Origin of the sequence: Neobacillus sedimentimangrovi (assembly GCF_010614825.1) — a bacterium.
In the GTDB taxonomy this organism is placed as follows: domain Bacteria; phylum Bacillota; class Bacilli; order Bacillales; family Cytobacillaceae; genus Neobacillus; species Neobacillus thermocopriae.
Genome location: NZ_JAAFZF010000023.1, coordinates 21,988 through 46,192, shown reverse-complemented (window position 1 = coordinate 46,192; position 24,205 = coordinate 21,988). Strand labels below are relative to the sequence as shown.

Annotated in this window: 25 protein-coding genes; 4 read left to right on the top strand and 21 right to left on the bottom strand. The window is 36.0% G+C overall.

From position 1 onward, the window contains the following. The first annotated feature begins 207 nt into the window (after positions 1-207). Positions 208-438 (top strand): hypothetical protein, encoded by a 231-nt coding sequence (locus GZA11_RS09510; protein ID WP_163183581.1) that lies wholly within the window; start codon positions 208-210, stop codon positions 436-438. Between the two features lie 179 nt (positions 439-617). Here GZA11_RS09510 and GZA11_RS09505 read toward each other — a convergent pair whose 3' ends face one another. From GZA11_RS09505 to GZA11_RS09430, 16 genes are all read right to left on the bottom strand, one after another. Beyond that, positions 618-1,106 carry a dihydrofolate reductase gene (locus GZA11_RS09505; protein WP_163183580.1) on the bottom strand — a complete coding sequence of 163 codons (489 nt, stop codon included), beginning with the start codon at positions 1,104-1,106 and terminating at the stop codon, positions 618-620. A gap of 29 nt (positions 1,107-1,135) precedes the next feature. Beyond that, positions 1,136-2,098, bottom strand: a complete 963-nt coding sequence (locus GZA11_RS09500) for a thymidylate synthase (protein WP_163183579.1) — start codon at positions 2,096-2,098, stop codon at positions 1,136-1,138. A gap of 88 nt (positions 2,099-2,186) precedes the next feature. Further along, positions 2,187-2,885, bottom strand: coding sequence for an anthrax toxin lethal factor-related metalloendopeptidase (locus GZA11_RS09495; RefSeq protein ID WP_163183578.1), 699 nt, complete (start codon positions 2,883-2,885; stop codon positions 2,187-2,189). A gap of 869 nt (positions 2,886-3,754) precedes the next feature. Beyond that, the gene (locus GZA11_RS09490; RefSeq protein ID WP_038535716.1) at positions 3,755-4,333 is read right to left on the bottom strand and encodes a TerD family protein; all 579 of its coding nucleotides are present in this window, start codon (positions 4,331-4,333) and stop codon (positions 3,755-3,757) included. A 75-nt stretch (positions 4,334-4,408) separates the two neighbouring features. Next, positions 4,409-5,020 (bottom strand): TerD family protein, encoded by a 612-nt coding sequence (locus tag GZA11_RS09485; RefSeq protein WP_038535719.1) that lies wholly within the window; start codon positions 5,018-5,020, stop codon positions 4,409-4,411. 19 nt (positions 5,021-5,039) lie between these two features. Further along, positions 5,040-6,140 carry a toxic anion resistance protein gene (locus tag GZA11_RS09480; protein ID WP_038535721.1) on the bottom strand — a complete coding sequence of 367 codons (1,101 nt, stop codon included), beginning with the start codon at positions 6,138-6,140 and terminating at the stop codon, positions 5,040-5,042. A 3-nt stretch (positions 6,141-6,143) separates the two neighbouring features. Beyond that, a complete protein-coding gene (locus GZA11_RS09475; RefSeq protein WP_163183577.1) occupies positions 6,144-7,781 on the bottom strand; it encodes a YceG family protein in 1,638 nt (545 codons plus the stop codon). Positions 7,782-8,515: 734 nt separating this feature from the next. Further along, positions 8,516-9,295, bottom strand: coding sequence for a TerC family protein (locus GZA11_RS09470; RefSeq protein WP_163183576.1), 780 nt, complete (start codon positions 9,293-9,295; stop codon positions 8,516-8,518). A 72-nt stretch (positions 9,296-9,367) separates the two neighbouring features. Next, positions 9,368-9,949, bottom strand: a complete 582-nt coding sequence (locus GZA11_RS09465) for a TerD family protein (RefSeq protein WP_038535726.1) — start codon at positions 9,947-9,949, stop codon at positions 9,368-9,370. Between the two features lie 178 nt (positions 9,950-10,127). Next, positions 10,128-10,562: a BrxA/BrxB family bacilliredoxin gene (locus GZA11_RS09460; RefSeq protein ID WP_163183575.1), complete on the bottom strand. Its 435-nt coding sequence runs from the start codon at positions 10,560-10,562 to the stop codon at positions 10,128-10,130. 62 nt (positions 10,563-10,624) lie between these two features. Continuing rightward, the gene (locus GZA11_RS09455; RefSeq protein WP_038541742.1) at positions 10,625-11,761 is read right to left on the bottom strand and encodes a conserved virulence factor C family protein; all 1,137 of its coding nucleotides are present in this window, start codon (positions 11,759-11,761) and stop codon (positions 10,625-10,627) included. An 86-nt stretch (positions 11,762-11,847) separates the two neighbouring features. Further along, positions 11,848-13,737 (bottom strand): ABC-F family ATP-binding cassette domain-containing protein, encoded by a 1,890-nt coding sequence (locus tag GZA11_RS09450; RefSeq protein WP_163183574.1) that lies wholly within the window; start codon positions 13,735-13,737, stop codon positions 11,848-11,850. After that, positions 13,734-14,384 (bottom strand): HD domain-containing protein, encoded by a 651-nt coding sequence (locus tag GZA11_RS09445; RefSeq protein ID WP_038535729.1) that lies wholly within the window; start codon positions 14,382-14,384, stop codon positions 13,734-13,736. Before GZA11_RS09445 ends, GZA11_RS09450 begins: the two co-directional genes overlap by 4 nt. Positions 14,385-14,466: 82 nt before the next feature. Next, complete coding sequence (locus GZA11_RS09440) at positions 14,467-15,315, bottom strand: DegV family protein (RefSeq protein WP_163183573.1); 849 nt, start codon at positions 15,313-15,315, stop codon at positions 14,467-14,469. A gap of 109 nt (positions 15,316-15,424) precedes the next feature. Next, positions 15,425-15,961 (bottom strand): hypothetical protein, encoded by a 537-nt coding sequence (locus GZA11_RS09435; RefSeq protein WP_163183572.1) that lies wholly within the window; start codon positions 15,959-15,961, stop codon positions 15,425-15,427. Between the two features lie 14 nt (positions 15,962-15,975). Then, positions 15,976-17,670 carry a formate--tetrahydrofolate ligase gene (locus GZA11_RS09430; RefSeq protein WP_204317762.1) on the bottom strand — a complete coding sequence of 565 codons (1,695 nt, stop codon included), beginning with the start codon at positions 17,668-17,670 and terminating at the stop codon, positions 15,976-15,978. A gap of 210 nt (positions 17,671-17,880) precedes the next feature. On the opposite strand from GZA11_RS09430, the gene metA reads away from it, so the two are divergent. Beyond that, positions 17,881-18,789: a homoserine O-acetyltransferase MetA gene (gene metA / locus GZA11_RS09425; RefSeq protein ID WP_038535736.1), complete on the top strand. Its 909-nt coding sequence runs from the start codon at positions 17,881-17,883 to the stop codon at positions 18,787-18,789. A 99-nt stretch (positions 18,790-18,888) separates the two neighbouring features. Then, complete coding sequence (locus GZA11_RS17050; protein WP_081905163.1) at positions 18,889-19,101, top strand: DUF3892 domain-containing protein; 213 nt, start codon at positions 18,889-18,891, stop codon at positions 19,099-19,101. Between the two features lie 33 nt (positions 19,102-19,134). On the opposite strand, the gene mntR is transcribed toward GZA11_RS17050, so the two are convergent. The 3 genes from mntR to GZA11_RS09410 form a co-directional block, all read right to left on the bottom strand. Continuing rightward, positions 19,135-19,560, bottom strand: a complete 426-nt coding sequence (mntR, locus tag GZA11_RS09420) for a transcriptional regulator MntR (protein WP_038535743.1) — start codon at positions 19,558-19,560, stop codon at positions 19,135-19,137. Positions 19,561-19,970: 410 nt separating this feature from the next. Next, complete coding sequence (locus GZA11_RS09415) at positions 19,971-22,136, bottom strand: type IA DNA topoisomerase (protein ID WP_163183570.1); 2,166 nt, start codon at positions 22,134-22,136, stop codon at positions 19,971-19,973. Positions 22,137-22,430: 294 nt separating this feature from the next. Next, positions 22,431-22,703, bottom strand: coding sequence for a hypothetical protein (locus tag GZA11_RS09410; RefSeq protein ID WP_038535747.1), 273 nt, complete (start codon positions 22,701-22,703; stop codon positions 22,431-22,433). 280 nt (positions 22,704-22,983) lie between these two features. Between GZA11_RS09410 and cspD the strand changes: the two genes are divergently transcribed. Beyond that, positions 22,984-23,184 (top strand): cold-shock protein CspD, encoded by a 201-nt coding sequence (cspD, locus tag GZA11_RS09405; RefSeq protein ID WP_038535749.1) that lies wholly within the window; start codon positions 22,984-22,986, stop codon positions 23,182-23,184. 52 nt (positions 23,185-23,236) lie between these two features. On the opposite strand, the gene GZA11_RS09400 is transcribed toward cspD, so the two are convergent. Beyond that, positions 23,237-23,434: a zinc-finger domain-containing protein gene (locus GZA11_RS09400; protein WP_038535751.1), complete on the bottom strand. Its 198-nt coding sequence runs from the start codon at positions 23,432-23,434 to the stop codon at positions 23,237-23,239. A gap of 24 nt (positions 23,435-23,458) precedes the next feature. Further along, a complete protein-coding gene (locus GZA11_RS09395) occupies positions 23,459-24,115 on the bottom strand; it encodes a reverse transcriptase-like protein (protein WP_038535753.1) in 657 nt (218 codons plus the stop codon). Positions 24,116-24,205 lie beyond the last annotated feature (90 nt).

The window sequence follows — 24,205 nt, the reverse complement described above, 5'->3', positions numbered from 1 at the left end:
ACGCTCCTCCATTTTTATCACCTGACAGCCTTTTAATCCTGGGATATTCATGATAGAATTCATAGTACACGCAACTCCATTCTTTTTGCTTGTTTCTGGACAATTCAAGTATAAAAGAATGACGGGGTTGCGTGTCTTTTTTTTGACCAAAATTGTATGAAAACCCCAACATTTATTATAGAGCCTTAATAAAAGGATGTGAGTGGGATGGAATTTTCTCTTTGCAGTCTGGATAGTGCTCTCCCTGTAGAAGTTACAATTGACGATGACAATGGAAGGTATACAATTCGTAAAAGCGATCGGAGCGGAGAATATTTTAATAGTCCGAAGGAATTAATTGCCTGGGTAAAAACAAACTTTCGCGAGGAAGAATTTTGCCACCCGCACGAATTTAATGGGATGCTAGCAAAGTTAGAAGAATATGAATTAACATACTAATGCGATATAGGCTAGGTCATTAGTTTTGGAGTTAATAATTACCCGAACTACTTTGTAATACTCTGAAAAAGAGTCCAACAATAGTTCGGGTTATTAATTGTTTAAGTTTAATCCTTTAGTATTAATCCAATAACTGTGTAACTAAAGATACCTAAAACTGATTCAAATACATTAACTTCTCATTTTTTACGATCGTAAATCCTAAATTCATAATCATATGGGTTCATTTCATCCTTGATACCTTTTTCAATGGAGACAAGATTCCATTCCTCTTCATTAAAATTTGGAAAATAGGTATCCCCTTCAAACTCTTCGTTAATAAATGTGATGTAGAGCCGATCTGCATAAGGAAATGTTTCTTTAAAAATTTCTGCTCCACCTATCACGAAAATCTCATCGTTTTGCTCTTTGCAGTAGTTAACAAATGCATCTATAGAATAAAACATGGTACAGCCTTTGCATTTATAATCCTGTTGGCGAGTAATAACGATATTCTCTCGGCCAGGTAAGATTCGTCCAATCGACTCGTGTGTTTTTCTCCCCATGACAATCGGATGCCCCATCGTTACCCTTTTAAAGAATTTTAAATCCTCCGGCAAATGCCATGGCAGCTGATTATTTTTTCCGATCAACCGATTTTTGTCCATTGCGACAATAAAGGAAATCATATACAGGTACCTCTCTTCTTAATTAAAAATTACACAGCAATGGGTGCTTTAATGGTAGGATGAGGATCATATCCAATGATTTGAATATCTTCCATAGTAAAGTCAAATACAGACTTTACTTCAGGATTAAGTTTTAATGTAGGAAGTGGTTTTGGTTCACGACTAAGCTGGGTCTTTACTTGTTCAATATGATTTAAGTAAATATGGGCATCACCTAATGAATGTATAAATTCACCAACTTGTAAACCACATTCATGGGCAATTAAATGGGTGAGAAGCGCATAGCTTGAAATATTGAATGGAACTCCTAAAAAGATGTCACCTGAACGTTGATATAACTGACAACTCAATTTTCCATCTGCAACATAAAATTGAAAAAGTGTATGACATGGTGGTAGCAGTGCTTCCCCATGTGAAAATTGATTTGCATTCCAGCTTACAACTAAGTGTCTACGGCTATCAGGATTGGATTTAATTTGTTCAATGACCTCTTTTAATTGATCAGTTGATCCATAAGGGCCTTGAAAACTTCTCCATTGTGCACCATATGCTGCAGGACCAATGGATCCCCATTTCTTTGCAAATTCATCATCCTTTAAAATCCGATTGCAAAACTTGTCTTTCTCCTCTTGATAAACTTTAGCAAATTCTTTATCTTGCTGTGAACGATGGGCAAAGTTTGTCATATCTGGACCATTATATTCCTCTGACTCTACATACTTTTTAAATGGCCACTCATCCCAAATATGATTATTATGTTGAAGTAAGAAGCGAATATTGGTATCACCTTTTATAAACCACAGTAATTCACTTACCACTAAACGGAAAGGAACCCTTTTAGTGGTTAATAAAGGAAAACCTTTATTCAAATCAAACCTCATTTGATAACCAAAAACCGATAAAACCCCTGTTCCTGTTCGATCATCTTTTTTAATGCCATTATCAAGTACATACTGACACAAGTCTAAATAGGCATACTCTGGATGTTGCAAAAAGAATCACTCTCCATTTCTATTGAAACACCAATGCTCTTCTAGAATATCATATAACTCTCCATCTAACACTGAAATCATGTAGGGATTAATGAAGACTTTCCATCAACTGATAGGTTAAAGGTGCCTTCGTTTTTAGTTGTTCCTTTGTTTGTTTATTTAAATAATACATGGCAAAGGCTTCAGCAAAATATTCCTCATGATATTGAAAGTATTCGTTATTAGGAAATAATTTTTCATACTCCTGCTTCCATATTTCATTAAATTCCTGAGTTTTACTTATATTATTAAATACGAGATTATCTATAGAATGGGCCAATTCATGTAATTCCAAATTCACTGACCCATGTCCATTTCCTTTTTCACTCGCACCAATTTTCACATGTACAACCTTAGATCCGCCAATACCAGGTACATCATCCCAAGTTACCTCGTTTTGATAGCCTCTCGGTGTTTTTCCTGACAAATGGCGGGTAGTCGTGTGATCCGTAAGTTTTCCAGAAAATAGATTTACGATGATACCCTCTTGATAAATTTTTTCAATGATTGATGACCTTATTGAACCAATTCGATTAATCATCAACGCAACATCTTTATTATTGAATGACTCACGTGGAAGATAGATTATTTCCTTTAATTGTTTTGGTAAATTGGGATTAAGAGATTGAAAGAGAACCGTATCACTAGGAAAATCGCCTAAAGCAACCCCTTCAATCGATGCCTGGGATGTTCGAATTGATAGAAGGTACAAGCTTATTATGAAAAATAGGATAACCCATTTACGCATGATTATTTCCCCGTCTTATATAATATAATATTATAATTATAACATGCTAAATAGATTGATAGTTTTCAATAAAAATAGGTAAGTTGAGGAAAATTGAAGAAGAGAGCAAGCCCTCTATTCAGCTCCAAATGACTTGCTCAACAAACAGAAGATAAAGTATACAAGACGGGACGGAATGGACGTACCTTAGATCGTTCTCGTAGTCAAATACTACTATTTATTTAATCGAGTAGGAGGGGGTGACTAACCCTCGACTCTTCCAATAGGAGTTGTCGAGGGTTTTGTGTAGAATGGGACTGCAGGCAATCCGCCAATATTTCTTGCGTGTATTGCCTCTTGAAGTCCCCCGTGGAATTCACCACTTCCTTCTTCTAGTAAGTCCTATCGGATTGTCTGCTTCAACACAGAAGATGAATGCCTAGCGATTCGTTCTCCTTAATTGTTCAGTCCTTCCTCTTCCATCTCGGGATTGAAAGAGTACTATGACTTCAGCTGACTTCTGACTGTTTAGCTATCTATCACTAGATAGGTTACCAAGGTTACTTGGCGTGCCAGCCAGACCTCCCCGGGTAAGAGTGTAATCTTTCCTTCCATCCATCTGCTTCATTTACTCTGTATCACCTTCGGCAGAAGGGGCTTCATTTTGATGTGCAAACTCAGCCAGTGATACCTAGCCTCATATGAAGTTCGTGTTCCTCAGACCGGAAGTTTGCCGCTCGCTTCCTTCAGATTCCGTGTCGCCACGGACACCCTTGCGTTAAGCTAACTGCTACTTCTGCCTTCGCAGCTCGGGACTTTCACCCTATAGATTACACCCATGCCGGGCGCACACAAAAAAGGCTACTAAAACTAGTAGCCTTCTATAAACTTTAAACTTGTAATCCAAAATTCCGGCATAAAGCAGCAAGTCCACCTGCAAAACCGCTCCCGACAGCGTTGAATTTCCATTCACCATTATGACGGTACAGCTCACAGATAACCACTGCTGTTTCTACCGAAAAGTCCTCTCCTAAATCAAATCGGAGGATCTCACGTCCTGTTTCTTCATCAACAACACGAGCAAAGGCGTTATTTACCTGACCAAAATTTTGTTTTCTTGCCTCTGCCTCATGAATAGTTACTGTAATGGCAATGCGTTGTACATGGGAAGGTACCTTTCTAAAATCAATACGAATTTGTTCATCATCGCCATCTCCATATCCTGTTCGATTATCTCCTGTGTGCTCAACTGCCCCGGACGGATCAGATAAATTATTATAGAAAACAAAATCTAAATCATTAATCACTCGACTATTTTCATCGGTCAAAAATGCGCATGCATCCAAGTCGAAATCATGTCCGCCATGGTAGCGGTTGGTATCCCAACCGAGACCGATAATAACTTTTTTTAATCCTGGATTCGTTTTGGTTAAATCAATTCTTTGTCCTTTCGTTAAATTGATGGCCAATTGTATCACCTCATCCTGAACTTTATTCGTTAACAGCTAACACCTTCTTAAACGGGTGCACAGTGTAACTAAGTATTAGCTGTACGAACGAACAACTTCGGCCAATCCAGTCGCATTTGTTCCATTACCAACAGCCGCAAATTTCCACTCGTTTCCATGCCGGTAAATTTCACCGACTACAAGGCATGTCTTACCACTATAATCATCGGTCAAATTATAATGAATTAATTCTTGACGGGTATTAGGATTCACGACACGAATAAATGCATTTCGGATCATTCCGAAGTGCTGTTTTCTTTTTACACAATCATAGATATTAACCACAAATACGAGTTTTTGAATATGAACTGGTACACGACTTAGATCAATCATAATTTGCTCATCATCACCGTCACCAACTCCAGTCAAGTTATCACCGGAGTGCTGTACGCTACCGTCTATACTTCTTAAGTTGCCAAAGTATATGACATCCTTGTTATTTTGCAGTTTATCATTGTCTCCCAACATGAGTACGGAAGCATCACAGTCCACATTCGGGGCACTGCCACCACCAAATAAAGTGCTAAAAAAGCCTCCACCACCACTTTTTTGAACAGGATCCCAACCTAAGCCTACCATAATTTTTGTCAGTCCCGGATTTCCTTTCGTTAAATCTACACGCTGTCCTTTTTGTAAATTAATAGCCATTTCTCTCACCTCATAAATATTACAGCTTTATCTTTTTAAAGTTTTCCTGGAGCTGTTCCAGGCGTTTTGTTCCTTCTTGGCGTAAACGTTTATTTTCTTCTTCGATTGCTTTTGTTTCCTGCAATCCTTTAAGGATTATGTTCCAAGATTCTTCAATCGTTTCCATTTTAATGCTCGGTCCACCAGCAAGTCTTGCAATATTGGTGCTTTGCTGTGAAATATTTTGTGCATTTCTAAGCAGCATCTCATTTGTTCGGCGATCAAGTTCACTCATAGAATCTGCAACCAGCTTTTGACGCTTAGCGGCAACTGCTTGAATTAAGCCATTTTTAAAAATTGGAATAGTAGTTACAAATGCAGAATTTATCTTACCTATCAATTTAGTATTTCCGCGCTGAAGCATCCTAATTTGTGGAGCCGTCTGCAAGGCTACCATTTTTGCCATTTCAAGATCATAGACTCTTTGTTCTAATGCCTCAATCGCGTTTCTTAGTGAATCCAGCTGCATTGAAGCTAGCTGATCACCTGAAGCAGCCCTAGTCTCCAGCTGAGGAAGTTGATGATTTTTCAATTCCTCCACCTTTATTTCACCTGCAACAATATACTTCTCAAGGGTCAAATAATATTGGTAGTTCTGTTCATACATTTCTTCAAGCATATTGGTGGCTTCGACCATTTCCTGTTTGTACTTAGAAATTTCTACGTACACCTTATCAATTTCATGACCCATCGTCTGATATTTTCCAAACAGCTTTTCTATCATCTTTTCGCCTTTTTTAAATAACTTGCCAAAAAGACCACCTGGTGTTTTTTGAAAATCTTTTGGATCAAACTTATCCATAATTCTGCCCAGTTGTTTCAACAGTTCACCGGAATCCTCAACCTTAGTCGTCCTCATATTTCCTAAAATTTGATCTGAAAAACGGGAGATTTGTTCTGCCGGTTCCTTCCCAAACTCCAATATTTGGATTTGGTCCCTCTCGTCTATTGACCGGGCTAAATTTTGAATTTCGGGTTCCTTTCGAAGTGCCAGCTTAATATCAGAAACCTTTATTTCAGTTAATTTATCTTCAGCAGACTGCAGAGTAATATCATTAGATGGATTTGGTGATAAATTCAATGGTTAGTCCCCCCTTAAATTTTTCAAGATTCCTTGGATAAGCCCTTTTTGAAAAATGGACGGCTCCTTATACTCCAAATCAAATACAACATCCTCTAGCCAGTGGATATCAAATAATTGGCTGTCCAAGTAATTCTCAATGTCGTTATGGCCAGTTGGATTAAATAGAATGATATCAATACCAAATTGATTAAGTAGTAGGATCAGAGCAGCATCTGACCTGGAAAGCGTTCCGGTTCGTTCATTATTAAAAATAATTAATTTAGGTACATGTTGAGAATAATCGAATTTCTCTAGCAACTGGATGATGTTTTTCGGCATAAACATGGATTGAGTAAACAGATAAATTTTAACTTCTTCCATGTTTTCCGTAGATAATCGTTTTAATCCTGGATTTTCACAAAGTCTCCTAATGGCTTCTGCCAAACCGTATTGTAAACCCTTTGGCAAATAGGAATAAGGCCAATAGTGTGCTTGAATGATTGTTTCCGGATTAATTCGACCATCATTTTCTAAAGCATTACGGTAATGAAATCGAAAGTCGCTTGAACTAGGAATTGAAAACGGAAGCCTTTGAATGAATAGGGTGTGCTCAAGTTGGTTAAGAGAATGAATTCTATCCCAGTACTCTTTTCTGTTTCTGCTAACACCTTGAATTTTTGCGAAAATAGAAGGTATTTTCACCTGTCCATTTTTCACCTCAAATTCAGGGCGAATCATCGCAATCTCTTTCCCCAGAATAAACAATTCATCGTAAGTCGTTTTCAAGGTCAATGATGACGGGATGTATTCTCTTAATTGCCATGGTTTATATAGACCTGAACCTTCCTGGTTTAATACCCTTTCAATTTCCTTTGAAGCTCGATACGCTACCGTTGTTTTCCGACTGCGCCTTTTCGTTGGAAATGGTTCTGGAGTTGACATTTTTGGGTAGCGGAATTCAAAAATATCATCTATTCCCATTCCTTCAAGGAGGTCTTTTCCTTCCGGATGAAAAATAACTATATCGCAACCTAGCTTAATTAAATAATAAATAAAATACTGATGACTTTTCTTAAAATCCCCATACCATAAAAACTTTGGCATTTCTTTTTCGGGATTAGCATCTTTGAGTAGAGGTTGTAGGTGGTTATATAACCACTTGACGAGATCCACAAGAACACGCCTTAGTTCGGAATTATTTAACCCATTGTTTTCCCGGGCAGCAAATAATTCCAATGTTTCCTTCATGGCTTCCCTCAATTTGCGGTGGACCGCCGGCACTCTGGATTTTAATATTAGCTCTTCTCCTTCTAGGAAAGCGGTAAATCGGTTGGGTGACAGTTTCTGTTCCTCGTTAATATTGATTACTCTCTGTATCGATTGAAAATGCAAATTATTTATTGCTTTATTCAAAGAATCCTTACTTAATAGTTGAAGATTTGTTTCCGGCGAGTGGACATAATCAAATAACTGATTATAATACTCATCCGTATCTATTGGAACCCCGAGGAATTTCCCCAACACTTGGCCAATTTGAATCGTCCCATTTTGCAACAAATAATTTGGTCGCTCCGGGAGCGGCTTTTTCAGCATCCCAATCCAATTATCGTATGTGAGGGATACCTGTCGGATGTTTAATTGATTGATTGTTGGTAGCAATCCAATTCCCTTCCCTCTGAAAACGAAAGCTTAATTTCAAACTAACAAATTATGTAAAATTTATTCTTCATCCTAACACAGTTAAGAAAATTGATACATTTGTATATACGGTTATTGATTGAAAATGTTTCGTCATAACAAGAATTTTTCACTTTTATTCACATTTTTCCTTGTCCCAACATAGTATTGAGTACTCAAGTTTAAGTAGGTGACTAACATTGCGATTTTTATATAAACGACCGCAGGCAGAAACAGTCCAAGAAGAATTAAAAACGGTTTTCGAAGTTATGGGATCAGAGCTTTTTATTTATCTCGATTTATTTCTGTTTAGTATTATTTTTACACTACTTCTTTCAACTGTTATAAAATCATTTACCATGGTCATTGTATTTCTAGTTACGTGTTATAGTATTTTTTCATGTCTTTATATACTTCTTTTCAAATTAAAAGTGGAAAAAAGCTAGGCTTTTTAGAGGAATCCCTTCATTAAAATAATTGTAAATTTCTATCCCCCTGCCCTGACCTCCAAATTTTTTCATTTAATCATTATTAACTAAGATTTATCAAACTACCTCTTGCCTCAGAACGATAACTGATCAACAGTTTAGAAAATTCCAGGCAATCATTTTGCGCCGTACTAAGGCATAGGCATATATAAAAACCATGGTCTAGCTTTACCACTAAATAAAAAATGGGAGGTTCCTTACGTTAACTCTCCCATTTAAATAGATACCTTATGACTGATTTTCATTGCTCGTTTTTTTCTTTTTATTCATAAAGTGAACAACAAATGTGGCTCCAAACGTTACTAATAAAATGACGAAGAATGTGACATGCCCTATATCAATGTGGAATACTTTCAACAACATTTTAATTGCAATAAATAAAATTAATATATACGCAGTCGTTTCAAGTTCTGGAATACGATCAATTAACGTAATAAAGATACCGGCAATGCCTCGCATCATTAAAACTCCAAGCATTCCACCTAATAATAGTACCCATACTTCTTCACTAATTCCAAATGCTGCTAGAACACTATCAACTGAAAAAGCAATATCCATTAACTCAACCGCAGCCACTGTACCCCAGAAAGTTCCAAATAAACGGATTAATAATCCATTTTTATTTATGCTGTGTTCTTCTTCCGACTCTGTCGCTAGTGCCTCTTTTCGTTTATCCATAAAGTATTTAATTGACAACCATGCCAAATAACCGGCACCTAATATTTTTACCCACCAAAGTTTAATTAAATAAACACCTACACCAATGGCGATAAATCGGAATAGATAGGCTCCTAATAATCCATAAAAGAGCGCTTTTTTTCGCTGCTTTTCAGGTAAATGTTTAACCATTACAGCTAAAACTAGAGCATTATCTGCTGAAAGTAAACCTTCAAGTATAACAAGCGTACCTATTAATCCCCAGGATACCGGATCTGTTAATACCTCACCCCACATTTCCCAATCAAAAAACTGTGCATAAGTATTTAAAATATCTTGAAAAACAGACATTCAAGTATTTCCTCCTAGATGTAACCAATTTTTCTAAAGACCAGCTAAAGCTGGTCCTTTCCTCTTTTCAAGTTAGCCCACCTGTAAACCAAAATCAGTAGCCAGTGCTGCTAAACCACCTTGATAACCACTGCCGATGGCACTAAATTTCCACTCACCATTGTGACGATAAAGCTCGCCCACAACAATAGCTGTTTCAATGGAGAAATCTTCTCCTAAATCATAACGAATTAATTCCTCTCCAGTTACTTCATTGAAAATACGAACATAGGAATTAGATACCTGTCCAAAATTTTGTTTTCGAATATCAGCTTCATGGATGGTAATGGTAAAAGCGATTCTCTGAATATTTGCTGGCACCATTGAAAGGTTTACACTAATTTGTTCGTCATCACCGTCACCTGCACCAGTACGATTGTCTCCATTATGTATAACAGCACCATTACCCCCTTTAGGATTATTGTAGAAAACAAAATCGGTTTCTGTAGTAACTTTCCCATTTTCTCCTAATAGAAATACAGAAGAGTCTAAGTCAAAATCATACCCACCGTCATATTTATTAATATCCCAGCCCAGTCCAACAACTACTTTTGTTAAACCTGGATTTGTCTTAGTAAGGTCTACTTTTTGTCCTTTTGATAAACTTACTGCCATTTTTACATTCCTCCTAATTTCGTAATAGTTTATTTACGAAATTTCCTTAAAAAAAGTTTCATATGTTCGTTATATTTCTTTCTATTGCTTTGTTGTCCATTCTTTAGTTAAGCTGATAAAAAACATATTATTTCGCCTTTTACAAAAGAAATGGACGAAACAAATTCGTCCTTTTTTATTAACAGTGTGCTTCAAACGCACCGAGCAAATTATTCATGATTGATTCCATCGGCATACCTTCGATGTCATGGCGTGGAATAAAGTGAACGACTTTTTTTCCTTTTAATAAAGCCATGGATGGGGATGATGGCTCAATGCCTTCAAAATACTCACGCATTTTTGCTGTTGCTTCTTTATCTTGTCCGGCAAATACCGTAACAAGATGATCTGGTTTCTTTTCGCTGTTTAATACAGCCTGTGTTGCAGCAGGACGAGCTAGCCCAGCAGCACAACCGCATACGGAATTAACTACCACTAAAGTTGTACCTTCCACATTTTCCATAAATTCCTCTACCTCTTCAGCGGTTATCAACTCCTTAAACCCAGCTCTTGTTAGTTCTTGCCGCATCGGCTGCACCATTTGTCTCATATATTCTTCATAAGCATTTAACATATTTATCACTCCGTTTCAATGATCGCTCTAAATATTACTATAGCTTTTACCCATTTTCCAAATTATTCACTTGATTTTCTCGCTTCCGTCATTTGCTTCCATACTGACCCTTTGGCATCCCCTCCCCCTTCAATCCGTTCAATAGCCATTTTTATTTGCATGCTTACCTCAAATTCAGGATCGTTCTCGGCCTGTTTTAACGCTCGAAGAGCTCGTTCGTCTCCCACCTCATATAAAAACATAGCCGCCCGCCAGCGGACCAATTTACTTGGATCCTTTAAGGCCTCCAACATTGCATCCTGTGCTTCGGGAAATCCTAAATCGGACAAACAATCTCCAGCAGTTCTCCTTACTGTAACCGTCTTATCTTTAAGCGCTTTATATAAAAGTGGTAAAACGGCTTTATCTTTAATCATTCCTAGATAAACAACTGCTAGTCTTCGAATGGATGGCTTTACATCTGACAAAGCTTTTTCAAGAACAGGCAAATCCTCTAGCTGAGGATCATCCATTTGTTCAAGTAGCTGGTATCGGTATTGCCAATCAGGGTGATTCAAATCTTCTAATGTCACTTTTCTCCAACGGTGTTTTGTTTTCGGTTCTGATTCCGATTCTGTTGTTTGTGCCTTTTTGACCAATTCCTCAAGTCGTTCTTTCGGATAAGCTGCAATCAATTCTTCAACTACCTCATGACCTACTTGATCAATATCTCCATACCTTACTCCAAAGTTCTTCCACTTTCTTAATAAAATATAGTTCTCTTCGGGTAGCTGTGCTTTTTCCCGCAAATTTAAAAAGTATTCAGGCATACCAAATCGTTTTTCAATAGAACCATCTGTCAGCTTTACTTGAAGGGGAATATCTTTAAACATTTGAACTTCAACTTTAATCTCCCCGAAATGACTGTCAATAGCTATTTTCGTATCTCCCTGTTCAACTGCTTTTTCGCCAAAAGCCATTCGAATCTTTGGCAGTAGCACTTTCCAATCATATTTTGCATTCCGTTCAACAGCAAGGAAATCTGCTACATGGTAAACACCTTTTACACCTTCTATTTCAAGGATTTTCTTGATAACATCAGGGGCATCTCCTGCTGTTTCTTTTTTATAATTATGGCTCTTGCCCATTGGAAGTTCTTGATCTAGAGTAATTTTCATTGTATTAGGGCTTGGTGTAGGCTCTATGGATATAATATTCAATTCAATCACCTTATTTTTATAATTTCTAATTTCAAGTTTAACATATTGAATAAGGTACATTCATATACAATGCTTTCAAATCGTTTTCACTCATTTTCTGCAAGCTCGGCTAAATAGGTCCATCGTTCAATTAAGTGCTCCAATTTCATATTTAATTCTGTTTCCTTCTTCATTAATTCCTCTAATTTCGCAAAATCACTACCTGCATTCGCCATCTCATTAACAACTTCTGCCAACAGACCTTCAGTTTGAGCAATTGTTTGATCGATTTCCTCCCATTCTTTTTTCTCCATATAAGTCATTTTTTTCTTTTTTACTTTCTCCTGAGTCTTCGTTGCAATCACTTTTGAAGGAGGTGTATTTTCTGTAGCAGATAAGGTGTTTTTTTCCATGTATTCACTATAATTTCCATAAAACGATTCTATTCTTCCTTCCCCTTTAAGGACCAAAAGTTGTTCAACAACCTTATCAAGAAAATAACGATCATGAGATACAGTGATGACAACTCCAGGAAAATCTTCCAAATAATCCTCCAATACTGTCAATGTCTGTGTATCAAGGTCATTTGTCGGCTCATCAAGTAGTAATACATTCGGTGCTGTCATCAAAATCTTTAATAAATATAATCTTCGTTTTTCTCCTCCTGATAGCTTTCGAATAGGTGTTCCATGGGTGTAAGATGGAAATAAAAAACGTTCAAGCATTTGTGCTGCTGTTACTATTTTTCCATCCGATGTCTCCACAATTTGAGCGGTCTCTTTGATATATTCAATCATTCGCATATTTTCATCCATATCTTCGCCTTCTTGTGTATAGTAGGCAATTTTCACCGTTTGACCCATGATGAACTCCCCATCATCTAATGGTATTCGTTGGGCAAGAATATTTAACAATGTAGATTTTCCGGTACCATTCTGTCCGATAATACCAATCCGATCTCCAGGTTTAACAATCAAATCAAACTGATTAAGAATCGTTTTCTTGCCAAATCTTTTTGAAGCATTTTTTAGTTCAAACACCTGTTTACCAAGCCTGCTTCCACTCATTGACAAATCCAGTTTATCCGCAGACGGCTTGCCACTAGAGATCTTTTTATTTAATTCTTCAAACCGTTGAATTCTAGCTTTTTGCTTGGTTGTACGAGCTTTTGCACCACGCCGGATCCATTCGAGTTCTTGCCTAAATAAGTTTTTTCTTTTTTCATACGTGGCTGCTTCATTTTCTTCACGAATCGATTTTGCTTCTAAAAAAGCAGCATAATTCCCCTTATAGCTGTATAGTTTACCGCCGTCCAATTCCAACATTCTATTTGTGACTCGATCCAAAAAGTAACGATCGTGAGAAACAAGGAGTATAGAACCTTTATATCTGCTCAAGTAGTCCTCAAGCCACTTAACGGTATCAAAATCCAAATGGTTCGTTGGCTCATCAAGTATCAATAAATCGGGTTCAGCAATCAAAGCTTGCGCCAAGGCGGCCCTTTTCTTTAGCCCGCCCGAAAGATGACCAATCTGTTGATTAAAATCATCAATACCCAATTTTGTCAGGATTGATTTTGCATTTGTGCTCGCATCCCATCCATCAATCGCATCCATTTGTTTTTGCAAGCGAAAAAGATCCTCTTGAACCCTTGTATCATTTGGGGAAATATTTAGTAATGTCAATGTCCTTTCGTATTCCCGCATAACCTTTAAGATTGGAGCATCTCCATCGAAAACCTGCTCAAGTACCGTTCGATTCGCATCAAAATCTGGCTGTTGGCTCAAATAAGCAATTGAATAGTCTTTTCCTGAAATCACTTTCCCTTCATCTGGGAGATCCAATCCTGCAACAATTTTTAATAAAGACGACTTGCCAGTACCATTTATCCCTATCAGCCCAACCCGATCATTTTCAGCAATGGTAAAGGAAATCTGCTTGAATAATTGTTTTTCTCCATATGTTTTTGAAATATTTTCAACTGATAGTATTTTCATAGTTCTCGTCCATTCCATTCACGATAAAATTGATCTAAAAATGCCTCCATCATTCTGTGACGCTCTTCAGCCATATTTTTCGCTGTTTTTGTATTCAATAAATCTCTCAATTTTAAGAGCTTTTCATAGAAATGATGGATACTAGTGGATTTTCCATTTCGGTATTCTTCTAAACTCATTTCTCGCCTAATCTGGATGCCCGGATCATAGATCGGTTGTCCCTTTTTCCCGCCGAAGGCAAAAACTCTAGCAATACCAATGGCGCCAATGGCATCAAGCCGGTCTGCATCTTGAACAATTTCTGCCTCAACCGTTTCTAATTTAGAAGCGTGACCACCCTTAAATGAAATTGTATAAACTATTTTTTTTATACGATCCTTTTCATTTGTTCCAATCGGCAAGGATTCTAGAAATGAATGAAGCTTTTGCTCACCTTTTTCCAAACTTTCATTTAGCTTTTCATCAGGGATATCGTGAAGTAATGCTGCCATTTCAATAATAAATGGGTCACCTTTTCCTTCTTTTCTACAAATATGTAATGCATTTCTCCGAACACGGTCCACATGAAACCAATCATGTCCTGTGGCATCATCCCCTAATTCTTTTCGAACAAATCTTTCGGTTTCTTCGATAATATTTTTTTTCACCTAGATCCACCTGCCTTTATCTATGATATTTTAACATAAAAAAATGACCTCAAAATATATTGAGGTCTTATTTTGTAACTCTCTATTTCATACCATTGAACCAACTAATGCCTAGGGTGTTTTCTCCTGCATGAACACCTATAACGGCTCCTAAAGGAGCTGTCGAAACTTTAAGTTCAGGATATGCTAGCTCCAGCTCACTGCGCCACTCATTTGCTTGCTCTTCGTATAGACCATACAATAGATATACTTCTTTAAAAGAATGTTTTTCATATGCTTGTTTAAAGTAATTTAAAATTCGTTCTTTTGCTTTATTTTCACTCCTAACCTTATCTTTAACAAATAAGGCCCCTTTATCAAAAGAGATGATTGGCTTTATATTTAACATACTGCCGAGGAAAAATTTTAACCCCGACAGCCTACCGCCTCGATGAAGCTGCTCTAAACTTCCGACTAATACGTAGGTTTCATTCGTATCTCTAATCTCTTCCATTTGTTTTATGACTTCTTGAAGATTTTCCCCTGCTTCTAGGAGTTCCATTCCTTTTTTCATCAGAGCTGACATTGGAAAAGAAAGAATATTGGAATCAACTACAGTAACCGGAATTTGCACCAGCTTGGCAGCTTGCTGACTAGATGATACTGTTCCACTTAGTTTTCCTGATAAGTGAACACTAATCACTTGATCATATTTTTTCTCCAGCTTTTCATACAATGCATGAAATGCCCCTACTGAAGGCTGAGAAGTTTTTGGAGGGCTTTTGAGCTGTTTTAACCTTTCAAATAATTGATTAGGAGTTAAGTTAATACCGTCCACAAATTCCTCACCATCTAAGATAACTGATAAAGGAACGCAATATACATCTGGATGGTTCATTAATTTTTCATCTAAATAGGCCGTGCTATCCGTAACCCAGGCAGTTTTTAGCAATAGAAATGCCTCCTCGTCATTATTAGTACCTACTACTAATAGTAACTTTTAAATTAAACGATGTAAATATTGTAAAAGGCAAAAAATGAAACCAGTTATAAAACTGGTCTCATTTAGCTCGAAGAAATTCATACAATCTTTCTAAGGTGATGAACATATATCTAGTCATTTCAAGTAAATCTTCCATTTGTTCTTCGGTAATCATTCTGTTAAAGTCAATGGTTACTACATTCTTGATTGTTTCCTGTCTATTTAATGGGTTCCATTTTACATGCTGTGTAATTGTTCTAGAATGTCCCCAAATATCTAAAATAATCGTTTCTATTGTTTGATAGTAATTGGTTTCATTAGGATGAAGTAGAGTAAAAAACAGTTTAACGAACGCACCTGAGAGCTTGCCTGAGTTGGATTCGGGGGTAAGTTCTGCTGCCAAATTGGAGATCCCTGAATGTAATTCTATTGTTGCTGATGTAGTTCTTTCGCTATCTTGAGGAAATGTAAAACTAATATTAAACTGTCGGGACATCTTGGCTATATTAACCCAATCATTTCTATCTATAATAATAATATCCCCAGCCATTTCATGATCATACAGGGCACCTTCAATAATAACCTTCATGTTATCAAAGGCTGTTGGATCAAACATTTACTTCGACTCCTTTAGAAAAGACCAAGCGCATTTCCTTTTTCATCTACATCCATCTTTAAGGCAGCTGGTTCCTTCGGAAGACCAGGCATTGTCATAACCTCTCCCGTTAAAGCAACAATAAACCCTGCACCAATAGATGGCTTAAATTCTCTGACGGTAATTGTAAAATCATACGGACGACCCAGTTTGGAAGGATCATCTGATAATGAATATTGAGTTTTAGCCATACAAATTGGTAAATTAGACCAACCAAACTTTTCAAACTCAATTAATTGCTTTTTCGCTTTCGCTGAAAACTCAACATCCTTTCCACCATAAACTTTTTGAACGATCGTTCTGACCTTTTCTTCTATAGAATCAGAAAGATCATATAATGGTTTAAAGTTATTTTCAGCTGATTCTATCGTTGAAAGAAGTCTTTTAGCTAATTCAAGACCACCCTCACCGCCTTTTTCCCAAACCTCAGTAATGGCTGCAGGGACATTTTCTTCTTTACACCATTCTAATAATGTTTGAATTTCTTGGTCCGTATCGGTCATAAATCTATTAATCGCAACAACTACTGGAAGGCCAAAACTTTTAATCGTATTGATATGCTTTTTGAGATTGGCAATTCCAATTGTCAATGATGCAGCACTATTTTCATCTGCTAGTTTATGTTTTGGAACACCATCATGCATTTTTAATGCGCGTATAGTGGCCACGACCACCACTGCAGCAGGATAAATACCTGCACTTCTTGATTTGATATGTAAAAATTTTTCTGCCCCCAAATCAGCACCAAAACCAGCTTCTGTTATGACATAATCAGCCAACTTAGAAGCAGTCATAGTGGCAATAACACTATTACAGCCATGTGCAATATTCGCAAAAGGACCACCGTGAATAAGAGCAGGTGTATGCTCAATTGTTTGAACCAAATTTGGCTTTACAGCATCTTTCAGCAATAAAGTTAATGCACCTTCAACCCCTAAATCCCCAACAGTCACGGGTTCTTTATGAACATTATAAGCAACCACTATTTTGGACAACCGATGTTTTAAATCCTTTAAATCCTTAGCCAAACATAGGACAGCCATTATTTCGGATGCTACTGTAATATCAAATCCATCCTCCCTAGGAACACCTTGAAGAGGACCACCAAGTCCAACAATTACCTTTCTTAAGGCACGATCATTTAAATCCATCACACGCTTCCATACAATACGGCGCTGATCGATTTTCAATTCATTCCCTTGCTGGAGGTGATTATCGATTAATGCAGCCAGGGCATTATTTGCTGTTGTGATTGCATGCATATCTCCGGTGAAGTGAAGATTAATATCCTCCATTGGCAATACTTGCGCGTATCCTCCTCCAGTAGCCCCACCTTTAATTCCCATCGTTGGCCCGAGCGACGGTTCTCGCATTGCAATCATTGCTTTTTTCCCTAACCGGTTAAATGCATCACCGAGCCCAACTGTTACTGTTGATTTCCCTTCTCCAGCCGGTGTAGGATTAATAGATGTCACTAAAATAATCTTTCCTGATTGCTTAGTTTGAAGTCTTGCCAATGCCTCATTCGAAATTTTAGCTTTGTATTTTCCATACAGTTCAAGGTCTTCCTCTGCTAATCCAATATTTTTAGCAATTTCAGTGATCGGCTTCATTTTTGCTGCTTGTGCGATTTCGATGTCTGACTTAACAATTGTTCCGATTCCCAACATAATCCCCCGCATTCAACATAAAATCAATCTACCTCTATATTGTAACAAAAGAGTATTTTCATTCCGACAAAAAAATTAGAGATAGGTTTACTCAAATGAATCTTCCAGTTTATTATAAGTGTATTAAATTTTTTAAATATTCATTGACTTATTCAATGTATCGTTGTATTAATGAATGTATCATACAACCAAATAAGGGGGGATTTTCAAGTGCCTATTAATATTCCAAAACTTTTGCCTGCTAGGGAGATTTTAGAAAAAGAAAATATTTTTATCATGGATGACGAACGAGCTGTCAGCCAGGATATTAGACCTTTAAATATTCTGATATTGAATTTAATGCCTGAAAAGGAAAAAGCAGAAACACAGATTTTAAGATTACTAGGAAATACACCATTACAGGTAAATGTTAAGTTTTTAAAGACAATCTCATACGAATCGACCCATACTAGCAAACAACATTTAGAACAGTTTTATACCACCTTTTCAAATGTACATCGTCAAAAATTCGATGGAATGATCATTACCGGCGCTCCAGTAGAGTTATTAGAATTTAACCAAGTTAAATATTGGACTGAATTAACTGAAATCATGGAATGGACAAAAACAAACATCACATCAACTCTACATATTTGCTGGGGTGCACAAGCTGCCCTATTCTATCATTATGGAATCGGAAAATTTGAGCTACCTCGTAAATGTTCAGGAATATATGCCCACCGCATTTTTGAACAAAATGAAATATTATTAAGGGGCTTTGATGATCATTTTTATGCACCGCATTCCCGGTATACCGATGTATCGATTGATGCCATTAACAACCATCCGGAATTAAAATTGTTAGCTGCTTCTGATGATGCGGGTCCCTTATTAATTGCATCCAAAGATAGAAAACATGTTATGATTACAGGGCACTTGGAATATGATTCAGATACATTAGCACAAGAATATAAAAGGGATTTAAACAAAGGATTAAAAATTCATATCCCTGAAAACTATTTTCCAAATAATGATCCTTCCCAACCTCCAGTTAATCGTTGGCGTTCTCATGGTCATCTCTTCTTTTCAAACTGGCTTAACTATTATGTATATCAGGAAACACCCTATATATGGGAATAAAAAACTCGTCATATTGAGGCGAGTTTTTTTGTCATTTTTAGATTAAATTCTACTTTCTTTAGAAATAATAAAAATGAATTGTAGAAAGGAGGACTTTCTCTGGAAACGATTGTCGCATTACATAGGAATCATTTTGGGGAAATCATCAGTTTCGTAACATCAGAAGGTAGAGTTATATCATACAAAAAAGCAATTATCGAGGCTGAAAATGGCTTACTAAATGGGGTACATACACATATTGACTCAGAAGGACACGTATCCCTATTACCTGATCATGCTCAAACCTTTGATCACTATCCGAATTTATTTTAAAAGCACCTGGCAATTTTTAACCAGGTGCTTTTTTCATTCAACATTTTCATTTTGTCTTTGAATTTCTGCTAGGGCTTCAATTCGGCTTGGTTCTTCTTCAAAAAATTGAACAAGATCACCAATCCGGTCAATGGCATCCCAGCTTAAATGGTGCTCAATTCCTTCCACATCTTTATATATGTTTTCTTCTTTAACACCAATAATTTTAAGAAATTGTTCAAGCAAGTCATGTCTAAAAACGAGGCGTTTCCCAATTTTTTTCCCTTTTGCAGTTAAACTAAACCCTCTATATTTTTCATAAACTAAATATTCATCTTTATCAAGCTTTTGAACCATTTTTGTTACTGAGGAGGGATGTACAGATAACGCTTCGGCAATATCAGATACCCTGGCGTATCCTTTTTCTTCAATTAAATTATAAATTTGTTCAATATAATCTTCCATACTCGGTGTTGGCATCCCTTACCCTCCAAATTCCGTATTCATAAAAAAGTTTCCTATTGACAATATACCTTCAAGTATTGAGCTTGCTCAAAAGGTTTATTTACGCTATATTATTTTAGCCTATGTTTAGGTTAGGGTTCAACCAATATCTTTATTTAAAAAATTTGTTTAAGGTTAGCGATAAGCTCTCAAAATCGCTTAGAAATATCATTACCTAGTATTTTTAAATAGTTCACGATTATGGCCACCTTAATAATACACTTGCTCCCATTTTGTGAATAAATAATAATGAGCAATCGGTTACCTTAGACAAGTAGTCATTTAATAATCAGGTCTAGAAATTGTAGTAGCAGCTAGGGATTTACTTGAGTGGATGATACAATAACCATTTTGCTGATCCATACTTTTTTAACACTTTTAACGTTCTACTTTTCAAGAAATTCCATCTTCCAACTAAAATATTCGTTATCAGGATTTTTCTCATAGCGTAAATTAGCGTTAAACTTATTCCCTTTTTTACTCGTTAGACCTTTGACAAAAACCACTCCATTTTTTAATAGACTCTTTACCATCGTTTTTGTAGGTTTCTTTTTCATAGCGGCTAAATATTTGTCATTTTTCCAAATGACAAATTTGCAACCGTTTTTCCAATTACTGCATCCAAAACCTTTTTGTCCTTCAATAATTCCATGTCCACAAACAGGACATTTTCCAAGAATCTCAACGGATTTCTTTTCCTTTGATACTTCATTTATTATGAAGTCTCTTTCATTTTTTATTGTTTTAACTGCCTCTGTTGTAAAATCAAAAATTAAATTCAAAAAACTTTCTTTACTAAACTTTTGCTTTTCAATATCAGATAATGTTTTTTCTAATCTACCGGTAAATTCTAAGTCAAATAATTCCTTTACCGGAAATGTTTCAACTAACTTTCTTCCCAGTTCCGTACATATTAAATTTTTATTTTGAATAGTAATATAGCCGACATCTTTTAACTTTTTAATGGTTTCAGCTCTTGTCGCTGGAGTACCAATGCTAAAACCACTTAAAATAGCTGCCATCATTTCTTCACTATCATCATCCTCTTTGTCTCTACCCTTACCACATGTTTCCATTACTCTTAATAATGTTTTTTCTGTATGATGCTTCGGTGGCTTTGTCACATGTGTGCTCAATTGGTAATCTTCAATACTAACGATCTCATTTATATTAATGAACGGTAATATAGTATCCTTCGATTCAACATTCTCTACTTTTTTCCATCCTTCAACTAACTGTACTTTCCCCTTTGATTTAAACAGTCCTTTTATTCCATCATTATTCACTTTGGTGATAATTTTCGTTTCTTCATACTCAGCATTAGGCATAAACTGCATAATGAATCGATTTTTAATCGCATTATAAATAATTTCTTCATCCCTCGATAATGATTTTGGAAGTAAATATGTCGGAATAATCGCACTGTGACTTTCTACTTTTGAATTATCAAAAATACGTTTCTTTTTTACAAAAGTAATTTCATTTTCATATGGTAAACCTTTTTTTAAATTATTAAGTACATTAGCTGCCTTATCTACTAAACTTTCTTCCAATACTACACTTGCAGTACGTGGATATGTAATATATTTCTTTTCATAAAGTGATTGAGCCACGTTTAAGACTTTATCAGAAGTCCATCCCTTATATTTACTAGTTATAAAACCTTGTAAGTTCGAAAGATTAAATAAATAGGGCGGATATTCCTTTTTTAATTCAACCTTTTTGTCAATGATTGTGGCGGTTTGTTTTTTTAATACTTGTTGGACTAATTCCAATGTTTCCTTATTCTTAAATTTATCCTCCTCATCTTCCACATAGATACCACTGTACTCATTACCATCCTTAGTTATAAATGTGGCTGTGAGTTTAAAATATTCTTCTGGTACAAAGTTTTCAATTTCCTTATCTCGATCATAAATAATTTTTAAAGTTGGTAAAAGCACTCTTCCAATGTTTAGCGCCTTTCCAGAACCTTTCTGATACTTCAATGTTGCTACAGAGGTTAAGTTTATCCCAATTACCCAATCTGCCCACTGACGGCTAATACCTGCGTCTAGAAGTGGCCTCATTTCTGTATTTAACTTTAATTTTTGAAGTCCTTTTAAAACTTCATCTGGAGTCCATTCGTTCAATAATAACCGATATACTTGTTTTTTTGTCTTGAGATTATAAATAATTGTATCCCCAATAACTTGTCCTTCCCGATCATAATCACAGGCGGATATGACTGAATCAACATCATTTCGTTTGATTAACTGGTATATTATTTTTAACTGCTTTTTTGCACCAAAATCTTCTTTATCTTTATTACGAGGATCACTTTTTACTTTATAGCGAAATTGAGAGGGGATAAATGGGAAGTTTTCCATTCTCCACCTTGTCATTCCCTCATCGTAATCTTTTACATCATAAAGTTGTAATAAATGTCCAAATGCCCATGTAACAATATAATCTTTCCCTTCAAAGTAACCATCTTTCCTATTTTTAATATTTAAGGCATCCGCAATATTTTTTGCGACTGATGGCTTTTCTGTAATAATCAATCTAACCATGAAGATACCTCCATCTCACCCCTTTATTGTTTCATTTATATAAACATGGAGCCAAGCTGGGTCCTTTTCTCTAATTTTTCAGGGGTCATGTATTTTTATCTTTAACAAAAGAACAAAACTATGCCCTTTATTTTATTCATTAATATAATTATAAGTAAAGAATGATAAATACATTGTAAAATCATTTTGTTTCAAAATATACTTTTGTAAAATAGAATAAAAATTCATCTGATTTTTTCAAAATAAAAATAATAATAAAAAAAGAGCAGCCGATTAACTGCTCCTCATATAGATTCATTTGAAAAGGGATTCTTTATTATACCAATTTTCCTCAGAAATAATATTTGATACGGTAATTATAAAAGATGGGATCCTTTCAATTTCAAAAATGATAGCACCAAAATTTTTGGTAAACAGGATAAAGGCACTGCCATGAGAAAACTTTGTTAATCTTGTTCCTATTTGCTGCAATGACATGAATATCGCTTGTTTTTCTGCATCTTCTATAGATACTTGCGGAGAGAATCGTAAGATCCATTCCACACCCTCTATTGTAAATCGGAACATAAATCCCACCCCACCCGAAACGTTATTAATTTACAATATGAGAGAGACAAGGATTTATGTTAGCCATTTTCCTTCTTGAAATATTTTTCATTTTATTGAGAATTCATCCTCTTTTCTTAAAAAAGACCTTTCGTTTCTTGACTGTCTATTTCCAATATTGTATATTTAAATCATCATGTAATCGAATACATAGCAAGTTCGCTGCGTTTTTTATTACATGGTAATTTTTATCTTTGGCACCTTTATTTGGTGTCTTGAAAGGCTTAGGAGGACGAAGTAAATGCAAAACGGTAAAGTAAAATGGTTTAACAATGAGAAAGGCTTCGGTTTTATCGAAGTGGAAGGCGGCGACGATGTATTCGTACATTTCAGCGCTATCCAAGGCGAAGGCTATAAATCATTAGAAGAAGGCCAAGAAGTTTCTTTTGAAATCGTTCAAGGAAACCGTGGGCCACAAGCTGCTAACGTAGTTAAACTATAATTTATAATCATGATGATTAAAGGCTGACCTAAGTCAGCCTTTTTATTGTTTCTTAAAGTCCGTATTCATTTAATTTTTTCCCAAATTCCTTAATTTTTTCCCCAACTGTACATTGTGAAATACAAAAACGATGGGCCGTTCTTTTACCACATTCTTTCTTTAATTGCCTGTGCACAAAACATCCTACACAGAATTCATTCATAATGTTTTCTACTTGGCTTAAAAGTTCCTTTCTGACATCTCGTTCCACAAATAAATCGAAACCTCCGTCTCCTTATAGAATAATTGTTTTTGCATAGATTTCCTTTCCTTCAAGCGCCTGTGTTGCAAGCTTATCCGCTTCTTTGTTATCTTTTCTGGATATAACTGTATAACGTGGCCTAATCCCCATTTTATTTATCTTTTCTTCGATTCGATCCAGCCAACGGTTTAGGACATCTTCATAGCATGGCCATTCTCCTTCAAGCTGTTTTAAAACAACCTGGGAGTCCCCTTTTATTTCACACGTTTTATATTCAACCCCCAATTCTTCCAAAATCCCTAATGCGAAATATAAGGCGGCATATTCTGCTTCATTATTCGTTTCCATTTCGTTGATTAAATTGTTGGCACGGATACGGTATTTCTTTTTTCCTTGATGATAAAAAATCACAGCACCAAGGCCAGCTTGATAAGTTTCCTTTTGAAATCCACCGTCAAAATAGAGGGTAATATCATGAGGTTCTTCCTCTATTTCTGTTAATAATTTTCTCATTTCCTTCATATTCCAGCTGACGCCCATTTCATCGTAAAAATACAAATCAGTTACTTTCCCATTACGTTCAAGCTCCTCACCCAACTGAATGGCTGATTCAGCAGAAATCCAATCCGAGGAGCATTGGACTTTCTCCTTATTCTTTAAGATTTGTTTCCATTCAATTCTATAATTCATTGCTTTCAGCCCTTCTTTAATTACTAACTAATTTCATTCTTTCTCACAATTTAAAGTTCCATATTTCACGTAATATTAAATACGAAAAAT

Bases quoted from the DNA above. Each gene is read 5' to 3' on its own strand.
- cspD (WP_038535749.1), top strand. From the start codon at position 22,984: ATGCAAAACGGTAAAGTAAAATGGTTTAACAATGAGAAAGGCTTCGGT.
- GZA11_RS09460 (WP_163183575.1), bottom strand. From the start codon at position 10,562: ATGTTAAATGCTTATGAAGAATATATGAGACAAATGGTGCAGCCGATG.
- GZA11_RS09465 (WP_038535726.1), bottom strand. From the start codon at position 9,949: ATGGCAGTAAGTTTATCAAAAGGACAAAAAGTAGACCTTACTAAGACA.
- GZA11_RS09435 (WP_163183572.1), bottom strand. From the start codon at position 15,961: ATGTTTGATCCAACAGCCTTTGATAACATGAAGGTTATTATTGAAGGT.
- GZA11_RS09495 (WP_163183578.1), bottom strand. From the start codon at position 2,885: ATGCGTAAATGGGTTATCCTATTTTTCATAATAAGCTTGTACCTTCTA.
- GZA11_RS09395 (WP_038535753.1), bottom strand. From the start codon at position 24,115: ATGAATTATAGAATTGAATGGAAACAAATCTTAAAGAATAAGGAGAAA.
- GZA11_RS09430 (WP_204317762.1), bottom strand. From the start codon at position 17,670: ATGTTGGGAATCGGAACAATTGTTAAGTCAGACATCGAAATCGCACAA.
- GZA11_RS09415 (WP_163183570.1), bottom strand. From the start codon at position 22,136: ATGGTTAGATTGATTATTACAGAAAAGCCATCAGTCGCAAAAAATATT.
- mntR (WP_038535743.1), bottom strand. From the start codon at position 19,560: ATGCCAACACCGAGTATGGAAGATTATATTGAACAAATTTATAATTTA.
- GZA11_RS09470 (WP_163183576.1), bottom strand. From the start codon at position 9,295: ATGTCTGTTTTTCAAGATATTTTAAATACTTATGCACAGTTTTTTGAT.
- GZA11_RS09450 (WP_163183574.1), bottom strand. From the start codon at position 13,737: ATGAAAATACTATCAGTTGAAAATATTTCAAAAACATATGGAGAAAAA.
- GZA11_RS09485 (WP_038535719.1), bottom strand. From the start codon at position 5,020: ATGGCTATTAATTTACAAAAAGGACAGCGTGTAGATTTAACGAAAGGA.
- GZA11_RS09510 (WP_163183581.1), top strand. From the start codon at position 208: ATGGAATTTTCTCTTTGCAGTCTGGATAGTGCTCTCCCTGTAGAAGTT.
- GZA11_RS09410 (WP_038535747.1), bottom strand. From the start codon at position 22,703: ATGTTCCGATTTACAATAGAGGGTGTGGAATGGATCTTACGATTCTCT.
- GZA11_RS09505 (WP_163183580.1), bottom strand. From the start codon at position 1,106: ATGATTTCCTTTATTGTCGCAATGGACAAAAATCGGTTGATCGGAAAA.